12 protein-coding genes are annotated in these 14784 nt (G+C 44.1%); 4 read left to right on the top strand and 8 right to left on the bottom strand.

What is annotated here, in order from left to right; translation table 11 throughout:
• The first annotated feature begins 23 nt into the window (after window positions 1-23).
• From JMW64_RS08070 to JMW64_RS08080, 3 genes are all read left to right on the top strand, one after another.
• Entirely contained in the window at window positions 24-833 is an 810-nt protein-coding gene (locus JMW64_RS08070; RefSeq protein WP_201554046.1) for a sterol desaturase family protein, read from the top strand.
• Window positions 834-1069: 236 nt separating this feature from the next.
• Window positions 1070-1624, top strand: coding sequence for a carboxymuconolactone decarboxylase family protein (locus JMW64_RS08075; protein ID WP_201554048.1), 555 nt, complete (start codon window positions 1070-1072; stop codon window positions 1622-1624).
• A 28-nt stretch (window positions 1625-1652) separates the two neighbouring features.
• Window positions 1653-2306, top strand: coding sequence for a DsbA family oxidoreductase (locus JMW64_RS08080; RefSeq protein ID WP_201554050.1), 654 nt, complete (start codon window positions 1653-1655; stop codon window positions 2304-2306).
• Between the two features lie 192 nt (window positions 2307-2498).
• On the opposite strand, the gene JMW64_RS08085 is transcribed toward JMW64_RS08080, so the two are convergent.
• The 6 genes from JMW64_RS08085 to speB all read right to left on the bottom strand — a co-directional run bounded on the left by JMW64_RS08085 (window position 2499) and on the right by speB (window position 11194).
• Window positions 2499-3110, bottom strand: coding sequence for a TetR/AcrR family transcriptional regulator (locus tag JMW64_RS08085; RefSeq protein ID WP_201554052.1), 612 nt, complete (start codon window positions 3108-3110; stop codon window positions 2499-2501).
• Window positions 3111-3295: 185 nt separating this feature from the next.
• On the bottom strand, window positions 3296-4843 hold the full coding sequence (locus JMW64_RS08090; RefSeq protein ID WP_201554054.1) for an aldehyde dehydrogenase family protein: 1548 nt from the start codon (window positions 4841-4843) through the stop codon (window positions 3296-3298).
• 169 nt (window positions 4844-5012) lie between these two features.
• A complete protein-coding gene (locus JMW64_RS08095) occupies window positions 5013-6419 on the bottom strand; it encodes a YjiH family protein (RefSeq protein WP_201554056.1) in 1407 nt (468 codons plus the stop codon).
• Window positions 6400-8211: a D-lactate dehydrogenase gene (dld, locus tag JMW64_RS08100; RefSeq protein ID WP_201554058.1), complete on the bottom strand. Its 1812-nt coding sequence runs from the start codon at window positions 8209-8211 to the stop codon at window positions 6400-6402. The genes JMW64_RS08095 and dld overlap by 20 nt, the downstream gene beginning before the upstream one ends.
• A gap of 157 nt (window positions 8212-8368) precedes the next feature.
• Window positions 8369-10102, bottom strand: a complete 1734-nt coding sequence (locus tag JMW64_RS08105; RefSeq protein WP_201554060.1) for a 5-guanidino-2-oxopentanoate decarboxylase — start codon at window positions 10100-10102, stop codon at window positions 8369-8371.
• A gap of 123 nt (window positions 10103-10225) precedes the next feature.
• Window positions 10226-11194 (bottom strand): agmatinase, encoded by a 969-nt coding sequence (gene speB, locus JMW64_RS08110; RefSeq protein WP_055125012.1) that lies wholly within the window; start codon window positions 11192-11194, stop codon window positions 10226-10228.
• Window positions 11195-11427: 233 nt separating this feature from the next.
• On the opposite strand from speB, the gene JMW64_RS08115 reads away from it, so the two are divergent.
• Window positions 11428-12327 (top strand): LysR family transcriptional regulator, encoded by a 900-nt coding sequence (locus JMW64_RS08115; RefSeq protein WP_060491318.1) that lies wholly within the window; start codon window positions 11428-11430, stop codon window positions 12325-12327.
• Window positions 12328-12367: 40 nt separating this feature from the next.
• On the opposite strand, the gene JMW64_RS08120 is transcribed toward JMW64_RS08115, so the two are convergent.
• The gene (locus tag JMW64_RS08120) at window positions 12368-14143 is read right to left on the bottom strand and encodes a potassium/proton antiporter (protein ID WP_087814202.1); all 1776 of its coding nucleotides are present in this window, start codon (window positions 14141-14143) and stop codon (window positions 12368-12370) included.
• A gap of 214 nt (window positions 14144-14357) precedes the next feature.
• Window positions 14358-14693 carry a GlpM family protein gene (locus tag JMW64_RS08125; RefSeq protein ID WP_227676529.1) on the bottom strand — a complete coding sequence of 112 codons (336 nt, stop codon included), beginning with the start codon at window positions 14691-14693 and terminating at the stop codon, window positions 14358-14360.
• Between the last annotated feature and the right edge of the window lie 91 nt (window positions 14694-14784).

Here is a 14784-nt window from a genome sequence, read left to right on the forward strand (position 1 = left end):
TAGAATAAGTTAAGAGGCAGCTAATGACTAACGAAGTATGGTGGCGGCTTGGGTTCTTTTTAAGCATTTTAGTGATTATGATGCTGATAGAATGGCGCATGCCTGCACGTCAAGCACCGATCAAAAGCAGCAAACGCTGGTTCGCTAACTTTGGCTTGGTTTTTATCTCGTCAGTTATTGCTCGTCTAGCGGTGCCTGTCGGTCTAACGGCTGTGGCACTGTATAATCAGCAGAATGGCATTGGTCTATTTAATATCATCAAATTGCCAAGTATTGTCGTCATCATACTAAGCTTGATATTGCTCGACATCATCATTTACTGGCAGCATCGATTATTTCACCGCGTGCCTATTCTATGGCGTTTGCATAAAGTCCATCACGCTGATGCACATGTCGATGCCAGTACAGGGCTTAGATTTCATCCCATTGAAATCGTTTCAAGCATTCTAGTGAAGCTCGTTGCCGTCAGCTTGTTGGGTGTTCCTGCCATCGCTGTATTGATATTTGAGATTGCGTTAAATGGCTTAGCGATATTTAACCATGCCAATATTCGCCTGCCACCTGCGCTTGAAAAACCGCTGCGCTTAATATTGATGACGCAGATTTTGCATCGTATTCATCACAGCCAACGCGTTAGTGAGACCAACTCAAACTATGGTTTTAGTGTCATTTGGTGGGATTGGATTTTTGGTAGTTATAAGGGTAAAGCAAAGCAGTCTGATAATGAGCTAGATATTGGGCTAAAAGAATACCCAGCAGCCAAACAAAATGCCTCGCTATGGGGATTGTTAACCATGCCATTTAGCAATAATTTGGTTAAGAAAAACAAATAACTGTCGTGATGCCGCCTAGCTTTGAATGTAAACGAAATTTACAAACAACTTGAGCATTTACTCAAATATTATTTGAACGATTGCTCAAAATGGATTATAGTGGCTGCAGTTGTTAAGCGACTCACGAAAATCTCACTTATAAAATTGAGTACTCACTCAACTATATAATAGGTTCTCAAGTCGCTTATACACTTACTTTTATAACAATTCACTAATAATGATTAAAAGGTTTTAATATGACTGAATTTACCCTACACGACAAAGACACAGCCCCAGCAGCAAGCAAAGACTTACTTGACGTTTCTATCAAAGCGTTTGGTATGGTACCTAATCTACATGCCGTCATGGCTGAAGCGCCTGGCTTGCTCGAAGGCTATCAACGTCTGCATCAGTTGTTTTTAGACAGCAGTTTTGATGATGAGGAAGTCACCGTCGTATGGCAAACCATCAACGTCGAACATGAGTGCCATTACTGTGTACCCGCTCATACTGGTATCGCAAAAAGCATGAAAGTAGACGACGCAATCACTGATGCATTACGTAATGAGACACCTCTACCAACTGCAAAACTAGAAGCATTACGCGACTTTACGCTATCGGTCGTTCGTGATCGTGGTAATGTAAATGATGACGCAGTGCAAGCATTCTTAGATGCAGGCTTTACTAAACGTCAGATTTTGGAAGTGGTTCTTGCAGCGGCTCAAAAAGTGATGAGTAACTACACTAACCATTTGGCCAACACGCCAATCGACAAGCCTTTCCAAAAGTTTGAATGGCATAAAGCTGTCTAATTATATAAGAACCACATAAGGAGCCACTATGAGTAATTTAAAAAAGCCATTACGAATAGATATCGTGTCGGACGTGGTCTGCCCTTGGTGCGCTATCGGCTATAGTCAACTAGCCGAGGCATTAAAACAAACCAACACTCCACACGAGATTCACTGGCATCCATTTGAGTTAAATCCTAATACGCCGCACGAAGGACGAAACTATCGTGAGCATATCATGGAGAAGTACGGTACGACTGCTGAAGACATTCAAGAGAACCGAGCTAGAATGACCGAAGTAGGTGCTGAAGCTGGATTTAATTTTCAGTTTACCGATGACTTTCGTACTTACAATACTTTTAATGCGCATCAGTTGCTGCATTGGGCCGATCAACAAGGGCGTATGCACGAGCTAAAGCAAGCATTGTTCGTCTCACACTTCGTCAATAATCAAAATATATCAGATCATAGTGTGCTTGCCGATGTTGCGGCAGAAGTTGGCTTGAATCGTGACGAAGCGTTAGCGGTCTTAGCAGACCAGCGATTTGCTGCAGCCGTAGAAAAAGAAAAGCAGCATTGGCAGCAACCAGACATTCAAAGTGTGCCATCTATGGTTTTCAATGAGCGTCATTTAATTAGCGGTGCTCAAGGTGTTGAAAATTATAAAAGCATATTGCAGCAGTTGGCTGATATGCCAGACTAAATTATCTGTTGATGGTTGAGTTTTCAAGACTAAGAGTTTTAGAAAAGCTAAGGGTTTTAGAGTTACTGTATAGCCCGAGACTATACAGTAACTCTAAAACCCTTTTTTCATACCAAAAATATCTTAGCAATCAGCCTTACTTAATCGGCAATAACCCTTTAGCAGTGCTTATTTGCAAATAGTCAACATGAACTACACGCCAACAGGCTTATCAATACGCAGCGCTTCTATAGAGAGCGCCATATCTTCAGCCAACGCTTGCACCGCTGCACTCTCGACATCACGCTGCGCAAAAGCACGCAGCCCCATGATTTCCGCCTGTAGTCGTCGTCCAAGCCTAGTCGCGTCGAGCTCAGTATCCAATTCACCCAGCCGCTGTGCTTCGGTAAAGTAATTTATGAAACGCAGCTCCATACCTGCCAGCAGCATTTCAACTTTTTGTAGCGCTGTCTGCTCACGAGCACCAAGCTCCAGTAAACTTTTGACCAACATGCAAGCCTGACTTGGCAGCCCTTTATCACGAATACCGCCCAGCTGACGCACGAAAGCGGCTAACCCCAACAGCGGCGATTGATAAGCGCCCATTACCCGCTCAAGCTCACTCAAACCTAGGCGAGCATAGTAGTCTAACGCTTCTTGAAATAATCCATCTTTACTGCCAAACGCAGCATAAATGCTTCCTGGACGCATATCGAGCGCCTCTTCTATGTCTTTTAACGAAGTAGCATGAAAGCCTTTTTGCCAAAAAAGCTGTAACGCGCGTTCTAAGGCATCCTGACGGTTATAAAGTGCGGTACGTGACATAGTTTTTCCATCTCAAAAGCCGTAATCTCATATAAAAATAAGCACAGCGATAAAATTTGAATGATTGCTCAATTTTATATCGAATGGCATTCTTAGTCCAGTAAAGTTAATTTACAAAGCAAATATCTTATTTAGCCATTGGTAACAATGTCACTGGCTAAATAAGATATGAAAGCACCCAACGTTTAATGACTCAACAGCACATGCTTACTTTTTTGATACGCAGACAAGCCATCTACACCCAGCTCACGACCGATACCGCTTTGCTTAAACCCGCCCCATCCTGATTCTGGCAGTATAATTTGCTGTTCATTGATCCAGATATGACCTGCTTGAATCTGTAGCGCCATCTCTACTGCCGCCGTTTCATCAGCGCTGACAATGGTTGCCGCTAACGCATACTTACTATCGTTCGCCAAGCTAATCGCCTCTGCGTCGTCTTTGAAGGTTTTACTGACTAAGACCGGTCCAAAAATTTCTTCCGTCCACAATTGGCTGGTCACAGGAACGTCAGTATAAATGGTCGGCATCGCAAAATACCCTTGTCGATCTAAGACCTCACCACCTGTGAGACAAGTCAGATTTTCGGCCGTAGCAAGGTCGAAATATTTTTTTACTTGATTCAGCTGCTGCTCACTAACCATTGGGCCTACTTGCGTGTCAGTGTCAAAGCCATCACCAATTTGCAAACTTTCTGCCTTAACTTTTAATGTGTCGAACAACGACTGAGCAATGCTTTCATGAACGAGCAGTCTTGAGGTGGCTGAACAGATCTGACCAGCATTGGTAAATATACCACCGATGATTAAATCACAAGCGTGGTCGATATCAGCATCTGCACATACGACGATGGCTGACTTACCGCCCAGCTCTAAACTAATATCCTTGATACCTTTTGCCGCTTGGCTCATTACCTTTTCACCAACGGCGTTGCTACCAGTAAAAGAAATTTTGTCGATTAATGGATGGCAGGTCATGGCAGCGCCCACTTCAGCTGCACCCGGTAAAATATTAACGACTCCTTTCGGTAGTTTGATAGCAGACAATATATTGCCCAGCATCAACTCTGGCAATAATGTCACCTCGGAGGGCTTTAATAGCACCGTACAGCCTGCAGCCAATGCAGGGGCTAACTTCCAAGCAGTAGTGACCATTGGAAAATTCCACGGGACAATAAGGGCGCAAATACCAACAGGCGCATACGTTTTTAGCAAGCGTATGCCTGACTCGCTGGTGGGTACCTCCAACCAAGTCGCTTGTTCTGTGATGATATTGGCATAATAGCGATAGCAGGCAATGGCATCGCTCACGTCTATTTTTGCCTCTTCAATGGGCTTACCATTATTTAACACAGACAATCCAACCAATTTGTCAAACTGCTGCTCCATCGTCTCGGCAATGGCATTGAGATACGATGCACGCACGCTTACGTCGGTTTGCGACCAAGATGGATACGCCATAGAAGCCGCATTAACTGCCATTTCTACCTGTGCCTTGGTACACAATCGAGTGGTAGCGATGATTGTTCCCGAATTTGAATCATATAAATCATAACTTGAATCATGATTCGAATCATAATTAGAATCATAGTTATCAGCATCAGCAGTATCGGTAGCAGGTGCTTCAATAGTCATCCATTTGCCATCTATATAGGCTGCATTTAACATCACTTCATCTTGAACCGTTTGGATGGCGCTTTCTCTCGTTAAACTGTTAGCATTCGTCATTTCCATGATGGTCAATCACCTTATATGGTTTGATATAATTGTTTTTATGCCTATTGTATTTATAAGTGTCTCTGTCAATCATTGGCTAAGTAATCGGTTTATCTAACTAAAGAATAAACCGGTTATTTGGCACATTATCGTTATGCTAGAGGATGGGTTGATATTGGCTACATAGCTAATAAAGTAAATGCGCCACTGACGTAATCACAACCAAACTGATCAGCGTACGAAGAATAAAAATCATGAACAGCTCTAACACATTAAGCTTGATGTTTGATTTCAAAATCAGCGCGCCCACTTCAGACATATAAATAATCTGAGTAATAGAACATGCACCAACGATAAATCTTGTCATCTCACTCTCAATACTTTTACCGACCAAGGCTGGCAAATACATATCCGCAAAGCCCATAATCATCGCTGGAGCCGCCTCTGCTGCCTCTGGAATTTGTAACAAATCAAGCAGCGGTACCAACGGTGTAGACAACCATTTAAACACAGGCGTATATTCGGCTAAGCCCAGACCAATCGTACCAATTGCGAAAATCACGGGGATTAGCCCAAAATAGATATCGAATAGATTCTTTACACTACGTTTGAACACTTGACCCAGACTTGGCATTGAGTGCGCGCGCGTCACAGCACGATTGACCGCCCATTGGTAGGTCGTGTACTGAGCAGGAATCCCTTCATCGAGCATACTTTTGCCAGAATGATAGGTATCAGACTTTAAGGAAAGTGGCGGTATACGTGGCATAATAATCGCGGCGATAAAGCCCGTCAAAGCAATGGTCAGATAAAAATAAACAAAGTTATCGTCCACGCCGATGGTTTTGGCGACGACATAAGTAAAAGCGATCGAAGTCACCGAAAAAGTCGTCGCGATAATCGCCGCTTCACGCTGGCTATAGTAGCTTTTATCATACTCCTGCATAGTGACCAGTAGACCGATAGAAGCTGCGCCAAACCAAGAGGACATGGCATCTACCGCTGAGCGTCCTGGCAACTTAAACAGCTTGACAAATATTTTGCTCGCCAGTGTGCCCAAAAACTCCATCAAACCAAAATCTGTCAAAAACGGTAACGATAAAATGGCGAAGAAAAACAAAGGAATCAAAATTGGAATCAAATCTTCGAAAATGACGCCGCCGGTATTACGATTAATAATAAACTCAGGACCGACTTGCAGATAAATCATCCAGACAAACACCATCCCTAACAATCGGGCAGTGAGCCAAAACCAATCAACATCGAAGAGTTTTTTGACTATAGCGTCTTCATGTAGGTTGGGCTTTAACACCTTCACAGCCAATGCCCCAAGAAAGGATGTCGTCACGATTGCCATTGCTACATAAACGACAGAACCACCCAACAAAGCTTGCAAAGCGTCCGTTAACACACCCAATAAAATCGTAACCTTTCCGTCCCATTGAAACGGTATTATAAATAGTGCAATGCCCAATGCTGAAAACAATAAAAACTTCCACATTGACGCACGCCACTGCTCTCCTTGCGGCGTTTCTGAATCGACAACATCATTTCCTAATATCGGTTGCTGCGACTTATCGAGATAATTCGTCATTTAATTCCTCCTTGATGGGCGACGATCGCCAATTTTTCCATTTTGCTGTCTGACCAATGCCTGGATTTAGCGAATTGGTCGGATCTAGTTTTTTATAAAAAGTATGTAGTGCAGGTTTTGCGGTATAGACATGACCCACGTTGTGTTCAGCAGGGTACTCTATACGGCGGCGATCATAAAACGCCAATAGCTCATTCTTGAATTTTTTTGCATCCACCTCGGGGTGTAGCAGATAATCTTGATGCATGACATGGCAAAAAAAATGTCCCAAATAAAAGGTTTTACTGACTTGCTTTTGTAAGTTAATAGGTAGCACTTCATTCCAATCTACGGCATTCCTTGGTAAGGCAATGTCGGTAGACAACAGCTCGCCAAATCTTGTGTGGTTAAGATTGTGATAACGAAACATGGCAGCGGTTGCCGCACTACGAAACACCAATAATGCTTGGGATTCTGCTGCTGTACAAAGATGTACGACGCCTTGATGATGCTGCATATGGGACTGTAGAAATACTTGAGCGGCGGCAATATGACCATGACTGCCGTTATCATTGCTATTATCATCGTCCGTACTATTGCCATCCGCAACTTTAATGATTAAATGATAACGATAGGAGCACGCCTGCTCAGCCAAAGAATTGGGTAATGACGGCGGCATAAAAGTACTAGCTATTTGTAGCATACGATCTGGTAAAGTCTGAGGCAGTCGCCATTTATCCAAATAATAGCCAATCTTGGCTTGTAACCGATACAATGCTCCTATCTTACTGGCTGGCAGTTTTCGCATACTTAAGCAAGTATCGCGGCCATAGCGCATGGTAATATCGTTGTAATCTTGATGCATATATTCTGCCAAAATAGGCAGGTTTAGCTCGCTTTTTAACCACTGTTGCCTGAGTGTGGTCAAAGTATCGGCGTCATTGGTCGAGATATAAAACGTTTGCTCTTGCGTCGGTTTGGCAAATGTCGCGACTCGAACCGCAAAGACGATGACTTTGCCTGCTGAACCAGAGGCTTCATATAATCCGTTAGGGTCATTATTAAATCTAGCAGGTGTGTCTGCCTCGCAATCACGCACCTTATGTTGATAATGATGGTTTGTACAGGACTTGCTGTTGGCACTATCTGGATTTTTATTGAACGTGCCAGCTTGTAGGTTTCCAAGCATCTCTTCTGGAGCTGCGCCTAAATCAATGCCTAAGTGATTGATTAATTCAAACTCACCCATGGCATTACGTTTGGCAAATAGTGACATCTCGGTATACGCTGGACCACGCTGCACCAACATACCGCCAGAGCTGTTGCAAATACCGCCAATCACCGAAGCACCAACACAACTTGAGCCCAGCACTGAATGCGGCTCACGCCCTAACGGCGCAAGCTGAGACTCCAACTGCTGGAGGCTAGCCGCTGGCAAGGCAACAAGCTCTGCTGCATCATTGAGCAGATGAACACCGCCCAATCGTTGCATAGAAATCACGACGACTGCTCGATCGTACTCTCCGTACGGTGTCGAGCCTCCGGTCAACCCTGTGTTAGCAGCCTGTACAATAATAATCGCATCAGCCGCCGCACAGAGATTAATGACGCGCCATAGTGCCACAAGAGAGTCTGGTATCACAACTGCCGCCACAGCATCGGTGATAGAAGCAATCGCCCCTTGTGTATACGACTGCTGCTGGCTGGGTTTGGTCAATACATTGGTCGCGCCAACAACGGCGGATAAATCCGTTAATAAGCTTGCCAGCGAGGTACTCAAGCGACCAGACGAGCGGTTAGCATGTGGCATCATAGACGTTCTTCCTTGAGCGACCAGCCTTTATTATGCTTAGTGTTGGTATAGTTGGTTCAATATAATTTAGATACAAGGAAGGCGAGTGAAAGTACTACAAATAGTAGACTAAGCGAGCCTGACACCGTATCTGATTTATATAGGATTAACTATATTGTTAGCTAAAGCAGGTAAACGTCATACCCATTTCAATCAAAAAGTCATCGGCTTCATCAACTTCATAAATGATGGGTTGCTTGCCCTTGATATCTTCTTTTAAAGCGTCGAGCAATTGCTGTTTGGCTGTGATTCTGCGATAACCTGCACCAAATCCTGCTGCCAGCGGCTCAAAGTTCGGCGTCTTAATATTGACCCCGATTAGTGGCAATCCGCCCTCTTCCATATAACGACGAATCTCGCCATAGCCTTGGTTGTTCCACAGCAGCACAATCAATGGCAGCTCAAGCTCGGCGGCGCAGATAAGTTCTGCAATCGTAAACTGAATACCGCCGTCGCCAATCAAGCTGACCACTGGACTGTTGGAACCAATCATGGCACCAATGGCAGCAGGCAAACCATAACCTAACGTGCCAAACCCTGTTGACGAGTTAAACCATCGACGCGTCGCCAATGCCTCAAAACCAAGATTGCCGCTATAGACAGGCTGCGTTGAATCACCAACGAAGATGACGTCTTTTACTTCATCTCGAATCAATTGAAGTAGCGCATTTTGCCCAGCAAAATCTGGTGTCATTCCTGCTAATAGTGCTTGTTTTGCCTCATTTACTCGTGATGCCGCTTGATGATTTAACGCCTGACCCTTTAAACGACTACATAGACCACTTACCGCCATTTGCGCATCGGACAATACTGCGATATCTGCTCTAAAAGGACGCTGTAATTGCTGGGCATCGCAATCGATACGAATCAACATACCGTTGATTTTGAATCCACCATTAAAGAACACATCATAATCAGTCTCACCCAGCTCAGTACCAATCGCCAACACCCAATCAGCCTCAGCAATAACGGCACGACCTGCCTCTAATGACTGATTGCTACCCAAACTTAATGGGTGGCTAGGTGGCAGCAAACCTTTGGCATTGATGGTTAAAAACGTCGGTGCATCGATAAGCTCTGCTAGGGTTTGCGCGTCATGATCGACATCGACGCAGCCACCACCATAAAGTATCACTGGATTTTTTGCCGCTTTTAGAGATTCAACGATAAAATCTAATTGCGTAGGATTGGGCAGCGGTCTCATTACTTGAGGTAACGTTAAACCATGTGCATCAGTCGAATTTTTTACAAATTTATTTAAATAAGGAGTTAAATCAGAGGGCTTTGCGACATGACTGGCATCTGCGGTAATCACATCAATGGGCAACTGGATATGCACTGGCCCTGGACGTGCGCCATTAAATAATGCAAATGCTTCAGCGATGACCTTGGGTAACGATTCAGGCTGCCAAATAGTTTTGCTCGTGAGCGCTACCTTACTGACCATGCCTTGCTGATCGTGCAATTCATGCAAGTGCCCTTCACCGCTGCCCGTATCTGCCACTTTATTAACACTAGAAATCACTAGCATCGGAATGGAGTCAGCCAATGCTTGTGCCATGGCCGTCATGATGTTTGTCATACCCGGACCTGTAATAATAAAGCAAACCCCCACTTTACCAGACGCGCGGTAATAGCCATCAGCCATAAACCCCGCACCTTGTTCATGACGCGGCGTCACGTGGCGGATGTTGGTGTTTGGCAGACCACGATATAGCTCGACCGTATGCACACCCGGAATACCAAATACGGTCTCTACCCCATAATACTCTAGCCACTGTACAAGCAGCTCACCACATGTCAGAGACGGCGTGGCGGGCGCTGAAGAAGATGTTTGAAGCGTTTGCGTCATGAGTTAATCATCCTAAAAAGTTCAATCGCATTTAAATAAGTTGTTCAGTATAAAACCCAAGCTGCTCTTTAATCCCTTATAAAAAGCAGCTTAATAAAAGCAGTTTGCGATTACAAATTATTCTTAATATACCGCCTTTACCTTATCGTCATAGCGCACACCCGGTAAGATACATAACATCTCAAACAGTAAGTTTGCCGCCAGTACTGAGGTGTTACCAAATGGATCATACGGCGGTGACACTTCTACTAAATCGCCACCTACCACATCAAGTCCGCGCATACCGCGAATGATTTCTATCGCTTGCGTTGAGGTCAAGCCACCGATTTCAGCAGTGCCCGTACCCGGTGCAAACGCAGGATCAATACCATCGATATCGAAACTCAAATAAACCGGACCATCACCGAGCTTTTCGCGTACTTCTGCCATTAATGGTGTCAGCGACTTGTACCAGCATTCCTCGGCAGGCACCACACGAAAGCCTTGCTGGGTTGACCAATCAAACTCTTCGGCGCTATAGCCTGTACCACGTAAGCCAATCTGTACCACACGGTTGCCATCGATTAAGTTCTCTTCGACAGCGCGGCGGAACGGTGTACCATGAGCAATCTTTTCGCCAAACATCTCATCGTTGATATCTGCATGCGCATCGATATGCACCATGCCGACAGGGCCGTGTTTTTTGGCAAGCGCACGTAAGATAGGCAAGGCAATGGTATGATCGCCGCCCAACGTCAATGGGATAGCCCCATGATTCACAATTTTATCAGTATAGAATTTTTCGATGATATCAATGCTTTTTAGCAAGTTGAAAGTATTGATAGGCACGTCGCCGATATCAGCAACTTGTAAAGACTCAAAAGGCGCTGCACGAGTGGCGACATTATAGGGACGAATCATGCGTGATTCATCACGAATTTGTCGTGGACCCAATCTCGCACCGCTACGGTTTGACGCACCAATATCTAAAGGCACACCCACAAACGCCACATCTAACCCTTCTGCATCAGCTTGAGTTGGCAAGCGCATCATAGAAGCAAAGCCGCCAAATCTTGGCATATCGTTGCCGCTTAATGGTTGATTGAATTTCATAAATCACATCCTTGTTTCAGTTTGTTTAAAATAGGCAATTTTTTATATGCTTTGACAATACCTAAATATTTGAAGTCAGACCATGGTAAAATTTAGAAGTAAACTTCTGGTTTTTCGTAGTAATTTAGATTTAACCGTTATTATCAGAAGTTTGATATAAATTTGATGTTAGAAAAGTGATAAATAGAAGATTCATTTTGATAGACATCATAGCTACTGAGGAATAATGACCGATGCTAGATGAATTGATAAAAATAGACATCAAAACCTTGCGTAGCTTTATGGCGATTGTAGAGTGTCAGGGCGTGACAGCCGCACAGTCTCGCTTAAATGTGACGACCTCTGTCATTAGTGGTCATTTGACCCATTTAGAAGATCGCTTAGGTATGACGCTTTGTCATCGCGGACGCGCAGGTTTTAAGCTGACAGAAGATGGCGCAGCGGTTTATGAAGCCTGTTTGAGTTTTACCGAAGCGGTTGCCAGTTTTCAGCATCAACTGCACTATATTCGCCAATTAGATTCGGTGCGTGGCGGTCATATCCGACTGTGTCTCATTGACCAGATGCCGACGTTTTTTTATGACGCCTTGCGCCAATGCTTGGCTGCTAGCTATCGTGACAATCCCCTTATCCACTTTTCTATCGATGTGCAAAGCCCTGAAAGCATGCTAGAGAAGCTGCTAAGCAACGAGAGTGATATTGGTGTGGGATATTTTGGCAGTTTTCCACCACTACTCACTTTTCAGCCAGCATTTATTGAAAAGCAGGTGGTCTGCTGTGGACGCGAGCATCGATTGTTTTATGAGTCAGAAGGGTTAACTTTTGAGGATTTGGAACAAAACTATCCATGGATAAAACGAGGCTATATTACCGATTTGAGTATCAATCATGTCCGCCCAAAAACCTTGAGTGCCACCACTTATCATATGGAGGCAACTGCGCAGCTCATTCTGGCGGGTCATCATGTTGGTTACTTGCCTAATGATTTAGCCAAGCGTTATGAAGAAATGGGGCTGATGAAAATACTATTGCCCAATGAGGCCAGTTACGAGGTCAAGCATCATTGGGCTTATCGAGAAAACTTACACAAACAAGTCGCCGAGTTTTTAAGTCAAATGACGCGTCTTTTGTGAATAATGACGGCAAATAGCTACATAGCTACCCTGCTGTTAATCACTCTAGATGCTTTAAACCAATCGTTCTAAGCTTTCCTTTATCATCCACTTCTTTTATGACCAACGACCATTCGTCATTGATGTCGACCGTATCACCCGATACTGGCTTTATCTCTAAGCTATCATTAATATATTCAGCGACCGTTTGATCCCACATACTTTTGGCGCTGTCCTCAGACTTGGATTTGAGTTTATCGACAAGCGACTCAGACGCCATAATACCGGTAAAAAATGGTAAATCTCCAAGCTTCACGCTTGGGGATAGCAGCCAATCGCCATAAAAGTCATCCATGGCTTTATGGTCAAGGGTCGTATCGTTGAAAATCTTAGCAATTTGGGTGGCGTGGTTTCCTGTCATCGCATACCACACCCTATCACCGCATTTGAGCTTGGTATTTTCATCAACAACGATAATATGCTGCCTGCGTACCAAGGCAAAGACACTGATTTCATCAGGGTTTATGCGCTTAGAGATGGCCATTGGATGACGATCAATCGCAAATGCCCCTGACTTTACTTCAAACTCATATAAAGTAATGCTTGCTTTGTCAGATACCCAAACCTCATGCTCTTCTTCTGGATCTTTATTACTAGGAATACGCACTTTGAATAAATTTGCCATAAAAGGAATGGTCGTTCCCTGTAAAATCAAAGACAAAACCACCACGCCAAAAGCAATATCAAACAGCATAAAAGCGCCGTCTATTCCCGCCATCACCGGTAATATGGCAAGCGTAATAGGAACCGCGCCGCGCAGACCTACCCAAGAAATAAAGCCGATTTCTCTGTCTTTAAATTTAAAGGGTTTCACACTGGTATAGACCGCAATAGGGCGAGCAATAAAAATCATAAAAGCTGCAATCGCGACGGAGTAATACCAAACATCAATCACATGCGATGGCGTCACCAATAACCCTAGTACCACAAACAATACCGCTTGTGACAACCACGCAAAGCTATCCATCACCCGCATCACATGCTCAGTTGAGCGCACTTTATGGTTACCAATTAGCACACCAGTGAGATAAATTGCCAAAAATCCACTGCCGCCAATCAGATTGGTTGCGGCAAAGACTGCCAAGCCAGCAGACATAATCAAAATGGCATACATACCTTCTGCCAAGTGTATTTTTGGTAACAGCCTTGCCAATAAATAACCAAACAGTAAGCCCATGCCCAAACCAAAGCCAAGCTGCTGTAATAACAACCCTAAAAAGCCCAGTATTGTCTGTCCAGCGGGATCAACATTTAAAGCGATTAATCCTGTCACCAGCAAAATAGCCAAAGGATCGTTCGCGCCCGATTCTAGCTCCAATGTAGCCTGTACACGATCGTTAAGTTTGACGCCGCCATTACGCAATAGCGAAAACACCGCTGCTGCATCGGTTGAACCAACAATGGCCGCCATCAATAAACCAAGACGCCAATCGACATCGAGTAGCCAAGTGACGAATATACCCAGTATCATTACCGTCGCAAGTACGCCCCAAGTGGCTAAGGTAATAGCAGGCTTGAGACCCACTCGAAATGACTTAAAAGACGTGCGTAGCCCACCATCTAACAAGATACAAGCAAGAGCCGCCTGCCCAACGAAATTAGCAAGCCCGTATTGGGCGAACTCGATACCTAAAATACCATCTTCGCCAGCCAACATCCCTACGATCAAAAACAACAACAATAAAGGAACGCCCAAGCGCGCCGATAACGTACTTGCCATAATACTGGCGAAAATTAACAATGCCCCTACGAGATAGATGATATTTAAGGTATCCATCTTTTTTTAAGCCCTATTTTTATAAATTGTAATGAATGGAGTTATCGCGATAATTTTAGTTTTAGTTTGCTACAGGTCACACCATAAAATCGCTCTTAAGAATAACATCTACGACCGAATCTATAAAAATTATCTGTAGAAATATGTACCGAATTTTATATATGCCGTTGATATATTGCCCTTTGACAGAGTTTACGTTTTTTTCTAACCACAACTAAGCCTGAATGTACTGCCATGTAAGGACCAAAATCGCTGCGGCTATTGTCCAAGCGACAACGCCGAACAGTAATGCCTTATATAAGCTGACGTAACCGATGCTAAAAAATACCACAAAGGTATAAATAAGGTGCGGTATGACACCGAGCATACTAAATATTAATGCGACTTTTAAATCGGCGGGGCTACGCTCAGTACCCACAATAAAGTGACTGATTAATGTAAATGTGGGGAACAATGGCGCGAGTGCTGCCAAATAAAAAAATCTGGTTTGCGCGAATAATTGAATCGCCAATACCATTAGAGCACCAATAAGCATTTTTAACCAAATCACGACGGGGTCATCTCCTATGGAATGATAAGGGCTGGAAATAGCCCAATCCACCATGATACTAAAGTCTGCAAACCGACATAAGAGTAATAGC

The organism is Psychrobacter immobilis (assembly GCF_904846065.1).
GTDB classification, from domain to species: domain Bacteria; phylum Pseudomonadota; class Gammaproteobacteria; order Pseudomonadales; family Moraxellaceae; genus Psychrobacter; species Psychrobacter immobilis_H.

Coding starts and splice junctions, on each gene's coding strand:
- JMW64_RS08070 (WP_201554046.1), top strand. CDS start 24: ATGACTAACGAAGTATGGTGGCGGCTTGGGTTCTTTTTAAGCATTTTA.
- JMW64_RS08075 (WP_201554048.1), top strand. CDS start 1,070: ATGACTGAATTTACCCTACACGACAAAGACACAGCCCCAGCAGCAAGC.
- JMW64_RS08080 (WP_201554050.1), top strand. CDS start 1,653: ATGAGTAATTTAAAAAAGCCATTACGAATAGATATCGTGTCGGACGTG.
- JMW64_RS08085 (WP_201554052.1), bottom strand. CDS start 3,110: ATGTCACGTACCGCACTTTATAACCGTCAGGATGCCTTAGAACGCGCG.
- JMW64_RS08090 (WP_201554054.1), bottom strand. CDS start 4,843: ATGGAAATGACGAATGCTAACAGTTTAACGAGAGAAAGCGCCATCCAA.
- JMW64_RS08095 (WP_201554056.1), bottom strand. CDS start 6,419: ATGACGAATTATCTCGATAAGTCGCAGCAACCGATATTAGGAAATGAT.
- dld (WP_201554058.1), bottom strand. CDS start 8,211: ATGATGCCACATGCTAACCGCTCGTCTGGTCGCTTGAGTACCTCGCTG.
- JMW64_RS08105 (WP_201554060.1), bottom strand. CDS start 10,102: ATGACGCAAACGCTTCAAACATCTTCTTCAGCGCCCGCCACGCCGTCT.
- speB (WP_055125012.1), bottom strand. CDS start 11,194: ATGAAATTCAATCAACCATTAAGCGGCAACGATATGCCAAGATTTGGC.
- JMW64_RS08115 (WP_060491318.1), top strand. CDS start 11,428: ATGCTAGATGAATTGATAAAAATAGACATCAAAACCTTGCGTAGCTTT.
- JMW64_RS08120 (WP_087814202.1), bottom strand. CDS start 14,143: ATGGATACCTTAAATATCATCTATCTCGTAGGGGCATTGTTAATTTTC.